Below are 19,759 nucleotides of genomic sequence, written 5' to 3' on the forward strand. Positions count from 1 at the left end.
CTGGGTGTGGTCATGGTCCGCTCTCTCAGCCCTCTTCGTGGGAATCGCCGTCGAGTGCCGCCCGCACCAGGTCGTCGACGTCCATGGCGTCGATCGACTCGTCGTAGGCGTCGGTTGCCGTGTCCGCGGAGGCGTCGCCGTCGGGGGCGGCGGTCTGCGCGGCGAGTTTCAGCAGGGGGTCCAGTACGCCGATCTCACGCAGCTGGGCCATGGAGACGGACGTGAGCAGGGCCCTGATACGGGACTGGTCGAGACCTTCGGCGTCCGTCTCCTGCGGTCCGCCCTCCGGGACGAGCAGCCCCAGGATGTGGCCCGCCAGGTCGGCGGGGCTGGGGTGGTCGAAGACGAGCGTGGCGGTGAGGGCCAGTCCCGTCGCGGCGTTGAGCCGGTTGCGCAGCTCGACGGCGCTGAGGGAGTCGAAGCCCAGGTCCCGGAACGCCCGGTCGGCGCCGACGGCGTCGGCCGTGGGGTGTCCCAGGACGGCGGCGGCCCGGGTGCGTACGAGGTCCAGTACGGCCGCGGGGCGCTGCGTGGGCGACAGGCCCGTCAGCCGGTCCCGCAGGGCGGTGCCGGAGGTGTCCTCGTCCGTGTGCCCGGCCGGGCGGGGTTCGGTGCCGCCGGCCTGTTCCGCGAGGAGCGCGCTGGGGCGTACCGCGGTGAAGTGCCGGACGAACGCCTCGTGTTCGACGTCGACGACGACCTCGGTGGGCCGGCCGTCCATGACGGCCCGGCGCAGTGCGGTGACGGCGAGGACGGGGTCGAGCGGCCGGAGTCCGGTGCGCCGGGCCGCCTCGGCGGCCCGTCCGCCGGCGGCCATGCCGCCGCCGTTCCAGGGGCCCCAGGCGATGGAGGTGGCCGCCAGGCCGTCGGCGCGGCGCTGTTCGGCGAGGGCGTCGAGGACGGCGTTGGCCGCGGCGTAGCCGGCCTGGCCGGGGTTGCCGACGGCGCCGGACGTGGAGGAGAACAGAGCGAAGACGGCCAGGTCCAGGTCGCGGGTGAGGTCGTGCAGGGCCAGGGCCGAGGCGGCCTTGGCGTGGAAGACGGCCTCGAAGCGGTCCGGGGTGAGACTGTCGAGGACGCCGTCGTCGAGCACGCCCGCGGTGTGGACGACACCGGTGAGGGGGGCCTCCGCCGGGATGTCCGCGAGGACTGCGGCGAGTGCTTCCCGGTCGGCCGCGTCGCACGCGGTGAGCGTGACCTGCGCGCCCAGCGCGGTGAGTTCAGCCTGCAGTTCGTCCGCTCCGGGCGCATCCGGGCCCCGGCGGCCGAGGAGCAGCAGGTGCTGCGCCCCCGCTCGGGCCAGTTCGCGTGCCACGTGGGCGCCGAGGGCCCCGGTGCCGCCGGTGATCAGGACGGTGCCGGCGGGGTTCCACTCCTGTGCGGTCCGCCCGACCGGTACGGGCACGAGCCTGCGGCCGAGGACGGCGGAGGGCCGGATCGCGATCTGGTCCTCGCCGCCGGGGGCTGCGAGGAAGGCGGCGAGTCGGGCGGCGGACCGCTCGTCGAGCGTCCCGGGCAGGTCGATCAGGCCGCCCCAGCGCTGCGGGTGTTCCAGGGCGGCGACGCGCCCCAGTCCCCACACGGCGGCCTGGACGAGTCCGGGCAGCGGCTCGGAGGGTGTGGCCGCGACCGCGCCGCGGGTGACGCACCACAGGGGTGCGGCGATGTCCGCGTCGCCGAGTGCCTGGACCAGGGTGGCGGTGAGGGCCGGCCCTGCGGGGGCGGGTGCCTCGGCGAGGGCGAGGAGGGAGAGCACTCCGGTGAACTCGTGGCCGTCGGCGGTCTGTTGGCGCAGCAGTTCCCTCAGGGCGGTGCGGTCGGGGTCGGCTGTCTCCAGGCGCCGGGTGTGCGGGCCCAGGGCGGCCACGGCGTCGGCGACCCAGGGGTCGTCGGCGTGTCCCGCGGGGATCACGGCGAGCCAGGTGCCCGCCGGGGTCCGGGTGGCGTCGGGGGTCAGCGGCTTCCAGGTGATCTGCTGCCGCCAGCCGTCGACGGTGCCCAGGGCGGTGCGCCGGCGGCGCCAGTCCGCGAGTGCGGGCAGGACCTTGGACAGTGATTCGCCGTCGACGTTCAGCGTCGACTCCAGCGAGGCGAAGTCCTCGCCCTCCACGGCCGACCAGAAGCCGTCGTCCTGGCCGCCCGCCGTGTCGGGGGCGGTGGCCGGCTGCGGCTCCGGCCAGAACCTCTGGCGCCGGAACGGGTAGGTGGGCAGGTCGGTGCGGCGGGACGTGGTCGCGTCCGTGCCCAGCACAGCGTGCCAGTGCGGGATCAGTCCGCAGACGTGCAGCCGGGCGAGCGCGGTGACCGCGGAGGCCTCCTCGCCGCGGTCCTTGCGCAGGACCGGCACGGTCACCGCCTGTGCGGACAGGGTGTCGAGGGTCTCCTGGGCCATGGCGCACAGGGAGCCGTCGGGGCCGAGTTCCAGGAAGACGGACGCGCCGCGCTCGGCGAGGGTGCGGATGCCGTCGCCGAAGCGGACGGCCTCGCGGACGTGGCGCACCCAGTAGTCCGGGGAGCAGACCTGCTGTTCGGTGGCCGCTTCGCCGGTCAGGTTGGAGACGAGCGGGATCACCGGGGCGTCGTAGGCGATGTTCCGGGTGACGCGTCGGAAGTCGTCGAGCATGGCGTCCATGTGCAGAGAGTGAAATGCATGGCTCACGCTCAAACGCCTAGTCTTGCGTCCGTCGGCCGTGAACTTCTCCGCGAGGGCGAGGACGGTGGCCTCGTCGCCGGAAAGGACCACCGATTCCGGGCCGTTGACCGCGGCGATCGAGACGCCGTCGGTCAGCTGCGCCAGTGCCTCCTCCTCGGTGGCTCGGACGGCGACCATGGCGCCGCCCGCGGGCAGGGCGTTCATCAGCCGCGCCCGTGCGGCCACCAGCCGGCACGCGTCCTCCAGGGAGAGCACCCCGGCCACGTGGGCCGCGGCGATCTCGCCGACGGAGTGTCCGGCGACGAAGTCCGGTCGCACGCCCCAGGATTCGACGAGCCGGTACAGCGCCACCTCGAGGGCGAACAGTGCGGGCTGGGTGAAGCCGGTTTCGTTCAGCCGGTCCGCGTCGCCGAACATGACGTCCTGCAGGGGGCGTTCCAGTTCGGTGTCCAGTTGTGCCGTCACGGCGTCGAGGGCCTCGGCGAACGCCGGGAATCGTGCGGCGAGTTCCTTGCCCATCCCGACGCGCTGCGAGCCCTGGCCGGAGAACAGCACCGCCAGTTTGCCGCGGCGTGCTTCCGTGCCGCCCCGTACGACCTGCGGTGTGTCGAGGCCGTCGGCCAGTGCGGCCAGGCCTTCGAGCAGGTCGTCGCGGCCGTCGGCGAGGACTGTGGCCCGGTGGGTGAAGGCCGACCGGGTCGTGGCCGTGGACAGGGCGAGTTCGGCGACGGTGAGTCCAGGATGCCCGGTCACGTAGGCGTGCAGCTGCCGGGCCTGGTCCTGCAGGGCGTCCGGCGCGGCGGCCGAGACGGGCACGGGCAGGAGGCCGCGGGGCTCGTCGGCGGTGCCGGGCGCCGTGCCGTCGGGGCCGGCCGGTGCGGGCTGCTCGATGATGACGTGGGAGTTGGTGCCGCTGGCGCCGAAGGCCGAGATGCCCGCGCGGCGCGGGCGGCCGGTCTCCGGCCAGGCGGCCGCGTCGGCCAGGAGCTCGACCGCGCCCGCGGTCCAGTCGACGTGTGCCGAGGGCGCGTCGAGGTGCAGGGTCCTGGGCAGGACGCCGTGACGCATCGCCATCACCATCTTGATCACACCGGCGACGCCGGCGGCCGCCTGGGTGTGTCCGAGGTTGGACTTCAACGACCCCAGCAGCAGGGGCCGTTCGCGGTCCTGGCCGTAGGTGGCCAGCAGGGCCTGGGCCTCGATGGGGTCGCCCAGGGTGGTGCCGGTGCCGTGGGCCTCCACGGCGTCCACGTCGGCCGGCGCCAGGCCGGCGTCGGCCAGGGCCCGCCGGATGACGCGGCGCTGCGAGGGGCCGTTGGGGGCGGTGATGCCGTTGCTGGCACCGTCCTGGTTGATCGCCGAGCCGCGCAGGACGGCGAGGACCTCGTGCCCGTTGCGGCGCGCGTCCGAGAGGCGTTCCAGGACGAGGACGCCGACGCCCTCGGACCAGCCGGTGCCGCCGGCCGAGGCCGAGAAGGCCCGGCAGCGGCCGTCGGGCGAGAGGGCTCCCATCTCCCCGAACTCGACGAAGTTCACCGGGGAGGACATCACCGTCACACCGCCGGTGAGCGCGACCGAGCACTCGCCGTTGCGCAGGGCCTGGGCGGCCAGGTGGAGTGCCACCAGTGAGGACGAGCAGGCGGTGTCGACGCTGACGGAGGGGCCTTCCAGGCCGAGGGTGTAGGACACCCGGCCGGAGAGCAGGCTGGCCGACTGTGCGGTCTGGGCGTGGCCGAACTGGCCCGCCTCGGGCCGGTAGTCGCCCGAGCCGCCGCCGATGAACACGCCGGTGTCTCCGCCGCGCAGCCCGGCCGGGTCGATGCCGGTGCGTTCCAGGGCCTCCCAGGCGGCTTCCAGCAGGATGCGCTGCTGCGGGTCCATCACCATCGCCTCGCGCGGGGAGATGCCGAAGAAGCCGGGGTCGAAGTCCGCCACGTCGTAGAGGAATCCGCCTTCGCGGGCGACGGTGCGGCCGCGGCCGTCCCGGTCGCCGTGCAGCAGCCGGTCCAGGTCCCAGCCGCGGTCGGCGGGGAAGCCTCCGATGGCGTCCCCGCCCGCGGCCATCAGGTCCCACAGGTCCTCGGGCGAGCGGACCCCGCCCGGGTAGCGGCAGCTCATGCCGACGATCACGACCGGGTCGTCGTCCGGTGTCGTGCTCCGGGTACGCGTGGTGTGCTGCTCCTGGCCGTCCTCGCCGAGGAGTTCGGCCCGGAGGTGGCCGGCCAGTGTCTCGGCCGTCGGGTAGTCGAAGACCAGGGTGGCGGGCAGGGTCAGGCCGGTTGCGATGGCGAGCTGGTTGCGGAGGTCGACGGCGGTCAGCGAGTCGAAGCCGAGGTCCCTGAAGGCCTGTCCGGCCGGGACGGCGTCGGCGTCGGCGTGGCCGAGCACCGCGGCCACCTCGCGGCGGACCATGGCCAGCAGCACTTCGGTCCGTTCCGCGGCCGGGCGGGCCGCGAGCTCGGCGCGGAGTGCGGATGCGGAGTCCGCCGTCTCCTGCCCGGGGCGGGCCGCCAGGGTCTCGCGGACCTCGGGCAGGTCCGCGAAGAGGGCGCTGCGGCGGGTTCGGGTGAAGGCGGAGGCGAACCGGTCCCACTGCACGTCGGCGACCGTCACCGAGGCGACGTCGTCACCGATGCAGCGGGCGAGCGCGGTCAGGGCCCGCCGGGCGTCCATCGTGGGCAGGCCGTTGGCCCGCAGATGTGCGGCCAGGGAGTCGTCGGTGCCGTCGGTCCAGGCGCCCCAGGCGACCGTCAGGGCGCGCAGTCCGCGTGCACGGTACTGCAGGGCCATGGCCTCCAGCAGAGCTCCGGCCGCGGCGTCCGCTCCCCTGCCGCTCGCACCCCAGGTGCCGGCGATCGAGGAGAAGAGGACGAACGCGTCCAGGGGCCGGTCACCGGCCGCCGCGCCGGCCACGGCCGCCAGGCTCTCGGCGTCCGCGTGCAGTGCGGCCAGGGCCGCGCCCGGCTCGTCGGAGGAGGGCGCGCCGTCCGTGCCGGCGTAGACCACCGCGGTCAGCGGGTGCTCCTCCGGGATCGAGGCGAGCGCGCCCAGCAGTGCCTCACCGTCGGTCGGGGCGCAGGTGACGACCGTCAACCCGACGTCCATCGCGTCGAGTTCGGCGGCCATGTCCGCTGCCGTCGCGTCGGTCGACACCACGTGCCGGGCTCCGTGTTCGGCGAGCCAGCGGGCGATGTGCCCGCCGGAGCCGGGTGCTCCGCCGGCGACCAGGACCGTGCCGGACGGCTGCCACGGCGCCGACCGGGTGTCCGCCGCAGCGTGCACCAGCCTGCGTCCGAAGGCGCCCGAGGGCCGCAGTGCCACCTGGTCCTCGTCCGTGCCGGACAGCACGGCGCGGAGCCGGTCGGCCGAGCGCCGGTCGAGTACGTGTGCCACGTCGACGAGGCCGCCCCAGCGCTCCGGGTGCTCCAGGGCCGTCACCCGGCCGAGCCCCCAGACCGTGGCCCGGGCGGTGTCGATCTCGGTTTCCGAGCGGCCCACGGACACGGCGCCGCGGGTGATGCACCACAGCGGGGCGTCGACACCGGCGTCCGCCAGCGCCTGCACCGTCTCGTCCGGCCGTGCCGGGCCTGCGGCTGCGAGCAGCGAGACGACACCGGCGAACGCGGTTCCCCCGGCGGCGAGTTCGGCCAGGCGTCCGGTCAGTGCGTCCCGGTCGGTGGCGGGTACCTCGACGCGGACGGCGTCGTCGCCGAGTGCGGCGACCAGGGCGGTGGTCCACTCGTCGTCGGCGCTTTCCGCCGGGACGAGCGCCAGCCACGGTCCGGCGAGGGGGCCGGTTGCGGTCCCGGTGAGCGGCTTCCACGTCACGTGGTAGCGCCAGCCGTCGACGGCCGAGTGCTCGGCGCGCTTGCGGCGCCAGGTGGACAGGGCGGGGACGAGGGCCGACAACGAGGCGTCGTCCAGGCCGAGATCGGCCGACAGCGATGCGAGGTCCTCGCGCTCCACCGCGGCCCAGAACTCGGCGTCCACGGGGTCGTCGGGACCGGCCTGGCCGTGCCCGGCGGGCGCGGCCTCGGGCCAGAACCACTCCTGCTGGAAGGGGTAGGTGGGCAGGCCGGTGCGGCGGGCGCCGGTGCCCGTGAAGAACCCGGCCCAGTCCACCTCGACCCCGGCGACGTGCAGCCGGGCGAGGGCGGTGAGCAGGGCGGTCTCCTCGGGGCGGTCCTTGCGCAGGGCGGACACGGCCACCGCGGAGCCGTCCAGGCTGTGCTGGGCCATCGCCGTCAGCACACCGTCGGGCCCCAGCTCCAGGAAGGCCGAGACGCCTTCGTCCGCCAGGGCGCGGACCCCGTCGGCGAACCGCACGGTCTCCCGCACGTGCCGGACCCAGTACTCCGCCGAGCACAGCAGCTCCGCGGAGGCGAGTTCGCCCGTCACGTTCGACACGACCGGGATCTGCGGGGCGCCGAAGGCCAGGCCGTCGACGACCCGGCGGAAGTCCGCCAGCATCGGCTCCATCAGCGGCGAGTGGAACGCGTGGCTCACCGACAGGCGCTGCGTCTTGCGTCCCTCAGCGGCCAGTTCCTCGGCGATGCGCAGTACCGCTGCCTCGTCGCCGGCGATCACCACCGCCTGCGGGCCGTTGACCGCCGCGACGGACACGCCGTCGGCCAGCCGCGCGGCCACCTCGTCCTCGGCGGCCTGGACGGCGACCATGGCGCCGCCCGCGGGCAGGGCGTTCATCAGCCGCGCCCGCGCCGCCACCAGCGTGCACGCGTCCTCCAGCGAGAACACCCCGGCCACATGCGCCGCGGCGATCTCGCCGATCGAGTGGCCGGCCACGAAGTCCGGCCTGATCCCCCAGGATTCGGCCAGCCGGTACAGCGCCACCTCGATCGCGAACAGGGCGGGCTGGGTGAACCCGGTCTCGTCCAGCCCGCCCGCGTCGCCGGAGATCACGGCGTGCAGGGGGCGTTCGAGTTCGGCGTCGAAGTGGGCCGCCACCGCGTCGAGGGCCTCGGCGAACACCGGGAACCGGCCGTGGAGTTCACGGCCCATCCCCACGCGCTGCGAGCCCTGGCCCGAGAAGAGCACGGCGAGCCTGCCGGCGGTCTCCGGGGCGGTGCCGCGGGCGAGTTCCGTGGTCTGCTCGCCGTCGGCCAGCAGCACCGCACGGTGGGCGAACGCGGCCCTGCCGGTGGCCAGGGAGTAGCCCACGTCGGCCGGCGACCGGCCGGACAGCGCGGAGAGCTGCTCCAGTTGCGCGGTCAGCGCGGCCCCGGACTTGGCCGACACCGGCCAGGGCACGATGCCCGGCCCTGTGACGGGCTCCTCTGCGGCGGGTTCCGCCTCCGGGGCCTGCTCGACGATGACGTGGGCGTTCGTGCCGCTGACGCCGAAGGCGGAGACGCCGGCCCGGCGGGCGCGCCCGGACTCCGGCCACGCCTGCCGCTCCGTGACGAGGGAGACGGCGCCCTCCGACCAGTCGACGTGCGCGGACGGGGCGTCCACGTGCAGCGTCTTGGGCAGCGCGCCGTGGTGCATCGCCAGGACCATCTTGATGATGCCTGCGACACCGGCGGCGGCCTGGGTGTGGCCCAGGTTCGACTTGACCGCGCCGAGGAGCAGCGGGAGCTTCCGCTCCCGGCCGTAGGCGGCGATGAGGGCCTGGGCCTCGATGGGGTCGCCGAGGCGGGTGCCGGTGCCGTGCGCCTCGACGACGTCGACGTCGGCGGGGGTGAGGCCGGCGTCGGTGAGGGCCCGGCGGATGACCCGCTGCTGCGCCCTCCCGTTGGGGGCGGTCAGGCCGTTGGAGGCGCCGTCCTGGTTGACGGCGGTGCCGCGGACGATGCCGAGGACGTCGTGGCCGTTGCGGCGGGCGTCGGAGAGGCGTTCCAGGACGAGCACGCCCACGCCCTCGGACCAGCTCGTGCCGTCGGCCGAGTCGGCGAAGGCCTTGCAGCGGCCGTCGGGGGCCAGCCCGCCCTGGACCGTGAACTCGGTGAAGGCGTCGGGGCTGGACATGACCGAGACGCCGCCGGCCAGGGCCAGGGTGCACTCGCCGCTGCGCAGGGACTGTGCGGCCATGTGCAGAGCGACGAGCGACGACGAGCAGGCCGTGTCGACGGTGACGGCCGGGCCTTCGAAGCCGAAGGCGTAGGAGAGCCGGCCGGACATGACGCTGGCGGTGTTGCCGGTGGCGACGTGGCCGCGGACGTCGGTGGTGCCCTGGCGCAGGAGGGTGACGTAGTCCTGGCCGTTGGTGCCGACGAAGACGCCGGTGCGGCTGCCGCGCAGGGTGGTGGCGTCGATCCCGGCGCGCTCGAAGACCTCCCAGGAGGTCTCCAGCAGCAGGCGCTGCTGGGGGTCCATGGCCAGCGCCTCGCGCGGCGAGATGCCGAAGAAGCCGGCGTCGAACAGGCCGACGCCTTCGAGGAATCCGCCCTCGGTGGTCGCCGAGGCTCCCCGGGCGAGCGCGTCGAGGTCCCAGCCGCGGTCCGCGGGGAATCCGGAGATCGCGTCCTCGCCGCGGACCAGCAGCTGCCAGAGGTCCTCGGGCGAGCGGATGCCGCCGGGGAAGCGGCAGTTCATGCCGACGATGGCGATCGGGTCGTCGTCCGCCGCGCGGCCGGCCGGGGCCGGGGCGGCCCGGTCGGCGTCCTCGGGCAGGGTGTCGAGGAGTTCGCCGAGCAGGAAGTCGGCGAGGGCGAGCGGGGTCGGGTAGTCGTAGACGAGCGTGGCGGGCAGCTTCAGCCCGGTCGCGGCCGTCAGGGCGTTGCGGAGTTCGACGATGGTCAGCGAGTCGAAGCCGAGGTTGCTGAAGGCCTGGTCGGCGCCGATGGCCCCGGTGCCGGAGTGCCCGAGGACGGCGGCCACGTGGCCGCGCAGGAGGTCCAGGACGAACCGGGGGCGTGCGGCCGCGGACAGCCCGGCGAGCTGTCGGCGCAGCGCCGGTTCCCGCAGGCCGGCCTCCGGTGTCCCGGCCGGCTCCGCGGGGCCGGTGCGGCGCAGTTCGGGCAGGTCGGCGACGGCAGGGTTGGGGCGCAGTGCGGTGAAGGCCTCGGCGTAGCGTGCCCAGTCGATGTCGGCGAGGGTCAGCACCGTGGTGTCGTGCTCGATCGCGCGGCCCATCGCGGCGAGGGCCGTGTCGGGTGCCATGGGGGCGAAGCCCCCGCGGCGGACGCGGCTCTCGACTCCGGCGGCGTCGACGGCCATGCCGCTCTCGGCCCAGGGGCCCCAGGCGAGGGAGGTCGCGGGCAGGCCCGCCGCGCGGCGGTGTTCGGCGAAGGCGTCGAGGAAGGCGTTGGCGGCGGCGTAGTTGCCCTGGCCGGGGGCGCCGAGGGTGCCCGCGACGGAGGAGAACAGCACGAAGGCGGTCAGGTCGTGGCCGCGGGTCGCCTCGTGCAGGGCGAGCGTGGCGGTGACCTTGGCGCGCAGGACGGCGCTGAACTTCTCGGGGGTGAGGGTGTCGAGGACGCCGTCGTCGACGGTGCCCGCGGTGTGGAACACGGCGGTGAGCGGGTGCTCCTCGGGGACCGCGGCCAGGACGGCGGCGAGCGCGTCATGGTCGGCGGTGTCGCAGGCGGCGACGGTGACCCGGGCGCCCGACTCCTCCAGTTCGGCGCGCAGTTCGGCGGCTCCCGGGGCGTCGGCGCCGCGGCGGCTGACCAGCAGCAGGTGGTCGGCGCCCCGTGCGGCGAGCCAGCGGGCGACGTGGCCGCCCAGGGCCCCGGTGCCGCCGGTGACGAGCAGGGTGCCGGCGGGCCGGAACCCTGCGGGCGCCGGTGCCTCCCCGAGGGGGTGGTGCGCCAGCCGGCGGGCGTAGGTCGCGGTGGCGCGCACGGCGAGCTGGTCCTCCCCGTCACGTCCGGCGAGCACGCCGGCCAGCCGCCGCAGGGTGGTGTCGGCGAGCTCGTCGGGCAGGTCGATCAGACCGCCCCAGCGCTCCGGGTGTTCCAGTGCGACGACCCTGCCCAGGCCCCAGACGGCCGCCTGGGCGGGCCGGGCGAGCTGCTCGGAGCGGGCGGCGGCCACTGCGGTGCGGGTCACGCACCACAGGGGCGCCTCGATGCCGGCGTCGCCCAGGGCTTGCACGGCCGTTGCCGTGAGCAGCAGGCCGGCGGGGACGCCGTCCTCGTCGTGGGTGTCGTCCGCCGCGAGCAGGGACAGTACGCCCGCGAACTCGTGGCCTTCTTCGGCCAGTTCGCGCAGGCGGCCGGACAGGGCCTCGCGCTGCGCACCGGCGACCTCGATGCGGACGGTGTCGGTGCCGAGGGCGCCGGCGACGGTGTCCGGCCATGCCCGGTCGGCGGCGCCGGCCGGTGCGAGCACCAGCCAGGTGCCGGCCGGGTGTGCCGGGCCGGAGGCGGCCGTGCCGGTCAGGGGCTTCCAGGTGACCCGGTAGCGCCAGCCGTCGACGGTGGAGTGTTCCCGGCGCTTGCGGCGCCAGGAGGCCAGGGCCGGCACGACGGCGGTGAGGGTGTCGTCGTCCAGTTCCAGGGAGGAGCCCAGGGCGGAGAGGTCCGCGCGCTCGACGGCCGACCAGAACTCGCTGTCCGCCTCGTCCGCGGGGCCTGCCACGGCGGCTGTCGCCTCGGGCCAGTAGCGCTCGCGCTGGAAGGGGTAGGTCGGCAGCTCGGTGCGGCGGGCGCCGGTACCGGCGAACACGGCGGTCCAGTCGATCCGTACGCCGTGCACGTGGAGCCGGGCGAGGGCCGTGGTGAGTGCCGGGTCCTCGGGGTGGTTGCGGCGCAGGGCGGGGATCGCGGCGGTGCCGTTCTCCTCGTCGGTGGTCGCGCTGACCGCTCCGGAGAGCACGGCGTCCGGGCCGAGTTCGAAGAAGGTGCTCACGCCGCACTCGTCCAGCCGGTGCACGGCGTCGGCGAAGCGGACGGTGGCGCGGACCTGCCCGGTCCAGTACTCCGGCGAGCAGAGCTCGTCGGCCGTGGCGAGTGCGCCGGTGACGGTGGACACCAGCGGCAGCGTGGGCGCGTGGTAGGTGACGCCGGCGGCGATGCGGGCGAAGTCCTCCAGCATCGCGTCCATGTGCGGCGAGTGGAAGGCGTGGCTGACGCGCAGGCGCCCGGTGCGCCGGCCGCGCTCCTCGAAGCGGGCCGCGAGGGCGAGCACCGCGTCCTCGTCGCCCGCGACGACCAGGGACGTGGGGGTGTTGACGGCGGCGACGGAGACGCGTCCCGCGTACTCGGCGAGCAGGGGCAGTACGTCGTCCTCGGCCGCCTCGACGGCGGCCATGGCGCCGCCCGCGGGCAGGGCGGCCATCAGCCGGCCGCGGGCCGCGACGAGGGTGCAGGCGTCGTCCAGGGAGAGGACTCCGGCCGCGTGCGCGGCGGCGAACTCGCCGATGGAGTGCCCGGCGACGTAGTCGGGGCGCAGGCCCCAGGACTCCGCGAGCCGGAACAGTGCCACTTCGAGGGCGAAGAGGGCGGGCTGGGTGTAGCCGGTGTCGTCGAGCAGAGCGGCCTCGGGGGTGTCCGGTGCGGCGAAGAGGATCTCCCGCAGCGGGCGGTCGAGTTCGCGGTCGAAGCGGGCCAGTACGGCGTCCAGTGCCTCGGCGTAGACCGGGTGGCGTTCGTAGAGTTCGCGTCCCATGCCCGGGCGCTGGCTGCCCTGGCCGGTGAAGAGGAAGGCCAGGCGGCCTCGGCCGCGGCTGCCGGTGAGCACGGTCCCGTCGGGGGTTCCGTCGCGCAGGGCGGTCAGGGCGCGGGTGAGCTCGTCGTGGTCGTCGGTGACGACGACCGCGCGGTGCTCCAGGGCCGCCCGGGAGGTGGCGAGGGAGAACGCGAGGTCGGTGAGCGGCAGTTCGGGGTGCTCGTCGAGGTGGGACAGCAGCCGGCCGGCCCGGGCGCGCAGGCCCGCTTCGGTGTGGCCGGACAGCGTCAGGGGGAGGGCTCCGGCCGGGGCCGTCGCACTCGTCCCGGCCGGCTGTTCCGGGGCCTGTTCGAGGACGGTGTGGACGTTGGTGCCGCTGAGTCCGAAGGAGGAGACGCCCGCGCGGCGCGGGTGCCCGGTCTCCGGCCAGGCCGTCGGCTCGGTGAGCAGCCGGATGGCGCCCGAGCTCCAGTCGACGTGCGTGGAGGGCTCGTCGATGTGCAGGCTCTGCGGGACGGCCGCGTGGCGCATGGCCATGACCATCTTGATGACGCTGGCGACGCCGGACGCCATCTGGGTGTGGCCGATGTTGGACTTCACCGAGCCGAGCAGCAGCGGGAGTCCGGGGTCGCGGTCCTGACCGTAGGTGGCCAGCAGGGCCTGCGCCTCGATGGGGTCGCCGAGGGCGGTGCCGGTGCCGTGTCCGTCGACGACGTCGACCTCGGCGGCGGCCACGCCGGCGTTGGCGAGGGCCTGGCGGATGACGCGCTGCTGGGACGGGCCGTTGGGCGCGGTCAGCCCGTTGGAGGCGCCGTCCTGGTTGACGGCGGAGCCGCGGATGACGGCCAGGACCTCGTGCCCGTTGCGCAGGGCGTCGGAGAGCCGCTCGACGAGGACGAGGCCGACGCCCTCGGCCAGGCTCATGCCGTCGGCGGCGTCGGAGTAGGCCTTGCAGCGGCCGTCGGCCGCCATCGCCCGCTGCCGGCTGAAGCCGATGAACGGGAACGGCGAGGCCATGATGCTGACGCCGCCGGCGAGGGCGAGGGAGCTCTCGCCGTTGCGCAGCGACTGGCAGGCCAGGTGCAGGGCGACGAGGGAGGAGGAGCAGGCGGTGTCGAGCGAGACGGCCGGGCCCTCGAAGCCGTAGGTGTAGGACAGGCGGCCGGACAGGACGCTGGAGATGGTGCCGGTGATGGCGTGTCCCTCGGCGCCCTCCGGGGTCGCGGCGTTGGCGGCGTAGTCCTGGTAGCTGGCGCCGATGAAGGTGCCGGTGCTGCTGCCGCGCAGGGCGGCGGGGTCGATGCCGGCGCGCTCCAGCGCCTCCCAGGAGGTCTCCAGCAGCAGCCGCTGCTGGGGGTCCATGGCCAGCGCCTCGCGCGGCGAGATGGCGAAGAAGGAGGCGTCGAAGTCGGCGGCGTCGTGGAGGAAGCCGCCCCGGGTCGAGTAGGTGCGGCCCGGCCGGTCGGGGTCGGGGTCGTAGAGGCCCTCGGTGTCCCAGCCGCGGTCGGTGGGCCACTCGCCGGTGGCGTCGCCGCCCTCGGTGACGAGCCGCCACAGGTCCTCCGGGGAGGCGATGCCGCCCGGGTAGCGGCAGCTCATGCCGATGATGGCGATGGGCTCGTCGTCGGCGGGGGCCGCGGCGGCGTGCACCGCGGCGGCCGTCCCGGTGCCGGCGCCGGCGAGCGCGTCGCGCAGGTGGGCCACGAGCGCGAGCGGGTTGGGGTAGTCGAAGACCATGGTGCTCGGCAGGGCGAGCCCGGTGACGGCGGCGATCCTGTTGCGCAGGTCGACGGCGGTCAGCGAGTCGAAGCCCACGTCGCGGAAGGCCCGCTCCTCGGACAGCACGTCCGGCGAGGCGTGGCCGAGCGCGGTGGCCGCCTCGGTGCGCACCAGGTCCAGCAGGAGCCGGTCCTGCTCGGCCGGGGCCAGTCCGAGCAGCCTGGAGGCGAACTCGCTGCCGGAGGTGTGGACTTCGGTGCTCTCCTCCTCCAGCTGCCGGACCTCGGGCAGGTCCGCGAAGAGGGGGGCGGGCCGCCCGGAGGTGAAGACCGGGTGGTAACGCTCCCAGTCCACGTCGGCGATCGCGAGCACCGTCTCGTCGTCGTCGAGCGCCTGCCGCAGCCCGGTGAGGGCCAGTTGGGGCTCCATGAAGACGAGTCCGCTGCGGCGGATCTGGCCGGGGTCGACGCGGCCGAGCTTCAGGTCGTCGGCCCAGATGCCCCAGGAGACGGCCGTGGCGCGGGCGCCCCGGGCGCGGCGGTGCTCGGCGAGGGCGTTGAGGTAGGCGTTGCCGGCGACGTAGGCGGCGTGCGCCCCGCTGCCCCACATGCCCGCGGTGGAGGAGTACAGGACGAAGGCGTCGAGCTCGTCGTCGTCGAGGAGTTCGTCGAGGTGCCGGGCGCCGGTGACCTTGGCGTCGACGACCCGCGCAAACTCGTCGAGGGTCGTGTCGGCGAGCGTCGCGAGCTCGATGGTGACGGCTGTGTGGACGACCGTACGGACGGTGCGGCCGTCGGCCTTGAGCGCGCTGAGTATTTCCGCGACGGCATCGCGGTCCGTCAGGTCGCAGGCGACGGCGGTGGCTTCGCAGCCCAGTTCGGCGAGTTCCTGCACGAGTTCCGCCGCGCCGGGTGCCGCCGGGCCGCGGCGGCTGGTCAGCACGATGTGCTCGGCGCCCTGCCGGGCGAGCCAGCGGGCCAGGTGCGGGGCGAGGGTGCCGGTACCGCCGGTGACGAGGGTGGTGCCGCGGGGCGACCAGGGACGGGCCGGGGCGGCGTCCGCGGAGGCGGCGCGCACGATGCGGCGGGCGAGGACGCCCGAGGCGCGGACGGCGAGCTGGTCCTCGCCGGTGCGGCCGGCGAGGGCGGCGGCCAGGCGTTCGGCGGCGCGCCGGTCGAGCTGCTCGGGCAGGTCGACGACGCCGCCCCAGCGCTGCGGGTGTTCGAGGGCGGCCGTCCAGCCGAGGCCGTGGATCTGGGCCTGGGCGGGCCGGGTCAGCCGGTCCGCGCGGCCGGTGGAGACCGCGCCGCGGGTCAGGCACCACAGGGGTGCGTCGATGCCGGCGTCGCCCAGTGCCTGGACGAGCGTGACGGTCAGGGCGAGCCCGGTGGTGAGCGCCGGGTGGTCGGCGTCCTGCTCCTCGGCCGCGGCCAGCAGGGACACCACTCCCGTGAGGTCCTCGGCGCCTTCGAGCTCCTGCAGTCGCGCGGTCAGTGCCGTGCGGTCCGTGCAGGCGTCGTCCAGGACGAGCGTGCGCGGGACGGCGCCGTGGGCGGCGAGGGCGTCCGTGACGTCGGCGGCGTCGGTCCCCTCGGCGGTGACGACGAGCCAGGTGCCGGTCAGGGCCGCGGCGGGCAGGCCGGTCAGCGGCTTCCATGTGGCGTGGTAGCGCCAGGAGTCCACGGTCGACAGGTCGCGGCGGCGCTTGCGCCAGTGCGACAGCGCCGGGAGCACCGGGGCCAGGGAGGTGCGGTCCAGGTGCAGGCTGGAGGCGAGGGAATCGACGTCCTCCGCCTCGACCGCGGTCCAGAACTCCGCGTCCGCGGGGTCGGTCTGGTGGCGGTCCGGTGCCGCGGTGGGGACGGCCCACAGGTGTTCGCGCTGGAAGGCGTAGGTGGGCAGCGGCACGTGGCGGGCCCCGGTGCCGGCGAAGACGCGGGACCAGTCGGCGGTCGCGCCCCGGACGAAGGCCTCGGCGAGCGAGGTCAGGAAGCGGTCGGTGCCGCCGGCCTCGCGCCGGAGCGTACCGAGCACCGCGGCCCGGGTCTCCGCCGTCTCGGCCGTCTCCTGGACGGCCATGGCGAGCACGGGGTGGGAGCTGACCTCGATGAAGAACCGGTGGTTCTGCGCGAGGAGTTCGCGCACGGCGGGCTCGAAGCGGACGGTTCCGCGGAGGTTGGTGTACCAGTAGTCGGCGTCGAGGCCGGTGGTGTCCAGCCAGTCGCCGGTGACGGTGGAGAAGAAGGGCACCTGCGCGGGCCGCGGGCGGACCGGCGCGAGGACGCCGTGCAGTTCGTCCCGCAGCAGCTCCACCTGTGCGGAGTGCGAGGCGTAGTCGACGGCGATGCGCCGGGCGCGGACGTCCTGGGCGGTCAGTTCGGCCCGGAGGGCCTCCAGCGGCTCGGGGGCGCCCGAGACGACGACGGAGCGGGGCCCGTTGACGGCGGCGACGGACAGGCCCTCGTACGCGGCGAGGCGCTCTTCGGCCTCGGCCACGGGCAGCGGGACCGACATCATGCCGCCGGATCCGGCCAGCACCCGGGCGATGGCCTGGCTGCGCAGCGCCACGACGCGGGCGGCGTCCTGCAGCGACAGGGCGCCGGAGACGGCGGCCGCGGCGATCTCGCCCTGCGAGTGGCCGACGACGGCGTCGGGGGTGATGCCGTGGGAGCGCCACAGTTCGGCCAGCGAGACCATGACGGCGAACGAGGCGGGCTGGACGACGTCGACGCGGTCCAGGGTGGGCGCGCCCTCGGCCTGGCGCAGGACGTCGATCAGCGACCAGTCGGTGAACTCCGCGAGGGCGGCCGCGCATTCGTGCAGGCGCTCGGCGAAGACCGGGGACTCCTCCAGCAGTCGCGCCCCCATGCCGGCCCACTGGGAGCCCTGGCCGGGGAAGACGAACACGGTCCTGCCGTCGGTGTCGGCGGTGCCCTGGACGACGCCCGGGGCCGACTGGCCCTCGCCGAGGGCCCGGAGGGCCGCTGCCTGCTCGTCGCCGCCGGTGCCGACGACGACGGCGCGGTGCTCGAAGAGCGCGCGCGAGGCGATCAGGCTGTGGCCGGTGTCGAGGGCGCCGGGCGGCTGCTCGCCGTCGAGGAGGGCTGCGAGGTTGGCGGCCTGGGCGCGCAGGGCGCCCGGGGTCCGCGCGGACAGCACCCAGGGGACGGCGCCACCGGCCACCGGTCGGGTTTCCGGCGCGGGGGCCGGCTCCTGGGGCCGGGGGGCCTCTTCGAGGACCGTGTGGGCGTTGGTTCCGCTGATGCCGAAGGAGGAGACCGCGCAGCGGCGCGGGCGCTCGCCCTCGGGCCAGTCGGTGCGGTCGGTCAGCAGCGAGACCGCGCCGGAGGTCCAGTCGACGTGGCTGGAGGGGGTGTCGGCGTGCAAGGTGCGCGGCAGTTCGCCGTTGCGCAGCGCCATGACCATCTTGATGATGCCGGCCACGCCGGCCGCCGACTGGGTGTGGCCGATGTTGGACTTCACCGAGCCCAGCAGCAACGGGTGCGCCGGGTCGCGGTCCTGGCCGTAGGTGGCCAGCAGGGCCTGCGCCTCGATCGGGTCGCCGAGGGCGGTGCCGGTGCCGTGCGCCTCGACCGCGTCGACGTCCGCCGGGGTCAGTCCGGAGTCGGCGAGGGCCTGGCGGATGACGCGCTGCTGGGACGGGCCGTTGGGTGCGGACAGGCCGTTGGAGGCGCCGTCCTGGTTGATGGCCGAGCCGCGTACGACGGCGAGGACCTCGTGCCCGTTGCGCTGCGCGTCGGAGAGCCGTTCCAGGACGAGGATGCCGACGCCCTCGGCGAGCGTCATGCCGTCGGCGCCTTCGGAGAACGCCTTGCACCGGCCGTCGCCCGCGAGGGCCCGCTGCCGGCTGAAGGCGACGAAGGAGCTGGGGTTGGTCATCACCGTCGCGCCGCCGGCCAGGGCCAGGGAGCTCTCGCCGTTGCGCAGCGACTGGCAGGCCAGGTGCAGGGCGACCAGGGAGGAGGAGCAGGCGGTGTCGACGGTGACGGCCGGTCCTTCGAGGCCGAAGAGGTAGGCCAGCCGCCCGGAGAGCACGCTGGGGCTGGTGCCGGTCACCAGGTGGCCGGCGGAGGGGTCGTCGACGCCGAGCCCGTACTCCTGGTAGGTGGAGCCGATGAAGGTGCCGGTGGCGCTGGAGTGGACGGTGGCGGGGTCGATGCCGGCCTGCTCGAACGCCTCCCAGGTGGTCTCCAGCAGCAGCCGCTGCTGGGGGTCCATCGCGAGGGCCTCGCGGGGCGAGATGCCGAAGAAGCCGGCGTCGAACTCGCCCGCGTCGTGCAGGAATCCGCCCTGGGTGGAGTACGTGGTGCCGGGGTTGTCCGGGTCCGGGTGGTACAGGCCGGTGGCCCAGCCGCGGTTGACGGGGAAGTCGGAGATGGCGTCGACGCCGTCGGAGACGAGCTGCCAGAACTGCTCCGGGGAGCGGACGCCGCCGGGGAAGCGGCAGCTCATGCCGACGATGGCGATGGGCTCGTCGTAGCCGCCCGGCGAGAGTGTGGCCGCGGCCTGCGCCGGCTCGGCCTGGCTGCCCAGGAGTTCGGCGCGCAGGTGGCGCGCGAGGGCGGCGGGGGTCGGGTAGTCGAAGACCAGCGTGGCAGGCAGGGACAGGCCGGTGAGCTCGGCCAGCCGCTTGCGCAGCTCGACGGCGGTCAGCGAGTCGAAGCCCGCTTCGCGGAAGGCCCGCCGCTCGGCGATGCCGTCGGCGGAGGTGTGGCCGAGGACGACGGCCGCCTCGGTGCGCACCAGGTCGGCGAGCAGGCGCTCCTGCTCGTCCGCCCCCAGGCCCTGCAGGCGTGCGGCGAACTCCGGCACGGCGCTCTCGCCACCGGCCTGCTCCAGGGCGCGCACGCCCGGCAGTTCGTCGAAGAGGACGCTGGGGCGCGAGGAGGTGAAGACGGGGTGGTAGCGGTCCCAGTCGATGTCGGCGACCGTGACGGTGACGTCCTGCTGGACGACCGCGCGGCGCAGTTCGGCGATGGCGGTCGCGGGGGCGAGGAAGCGCAGCCCCGTCCGCTGCAGCCGGCCGGCGACGGCCTCGTGGGTGGCCATGCCGAGTTCGCCCCAGGGGCCCCAGGCCACGGAGGTGGCGGGCAGGCCGCGGGACCGCCGGTGTTCGGCGAGGGCGTCGAGGTAGGCGTTGGCGGCGCCGTAGGCGCTCTGCCCGGCGCTGCCCCACACGCCGGCGATCGAGGAGACCAGGACGAAGAAGTCGAGGTCGTGGCCGTCGAGGAGGGCGTCGAGGTGGGCCGCGCCGAGCATCTTGGCGGCCATGGCGTCCGCGGCGGCCTCCAGGGAGGTCTCGCCGAGAGCGGCCGCCTGTCCGACGCCGGCTGCGTGCACGACGCCGGTCAGCGGGTACTCGTCCGGGACGGAGGCCAGCAGCGCGGCGAGCGCGGCGCGGTCGGCGGTGTCGCAGGCCGCAATCGTGACCCGGGCGCCCGACTCCTCCAGTTCGGCGGCCAGTTCGGCCGCTCCGGGGGCGTCGGGGCCGCGGCGGCTGGTGAGGAGGAGGTGTTCGGCGCCGCTGCGGGCGAGCCAGCGGGCGACCTCGGCGCCGAGCGCTCCGGTGCCGCCGGTGACGAGCACGGTGCCGCGCGCGGTGAAGGCGTCGGCCGTGGGCAGTTCGGCGAGCGGGTGGCTCACCAGGCGCCGGCCGAGGGCACCGCCCGTGCGGATCGCGACCTGGTCCTCGCCGCCCCGGGTGGCGAGGAGGCTGACGAGCTGCTGGGTGGCGGGCGCGTCGAGGACGGGCGGCAGGTCGATCAGGCCGCTCCACGACTGCGGGTGTTCCAGGGC

1 protein-coding gene (running past one end of the window) is annotated in these 19,759 nt (G+C 75.3%); it reads right to left on the reverse strand.

Translation table 11 applies throughout. The features are described 5' to 3' along the window. Positions 1–25 precede the first annotated feature (25 nt). A protein-coding gene (locus tag ACLHRZ_RS00470; RefSeq protein ID WP_490416130.1) for a type I polyketide synthase crosses the window boundary here: on the reverse strand, positions 26–19,759 show its 3' portion. It continues 8,607 nt past the right edge of the window; the window shows 19,734 of its 28,341 coding nt (coding positions 8,608–28,341); its start codon lies off the right edge, out of view; its stop codon occupies positions 26–28.

Source organism: Streptomyces sp. AM25, assembly GCF_058146165.1.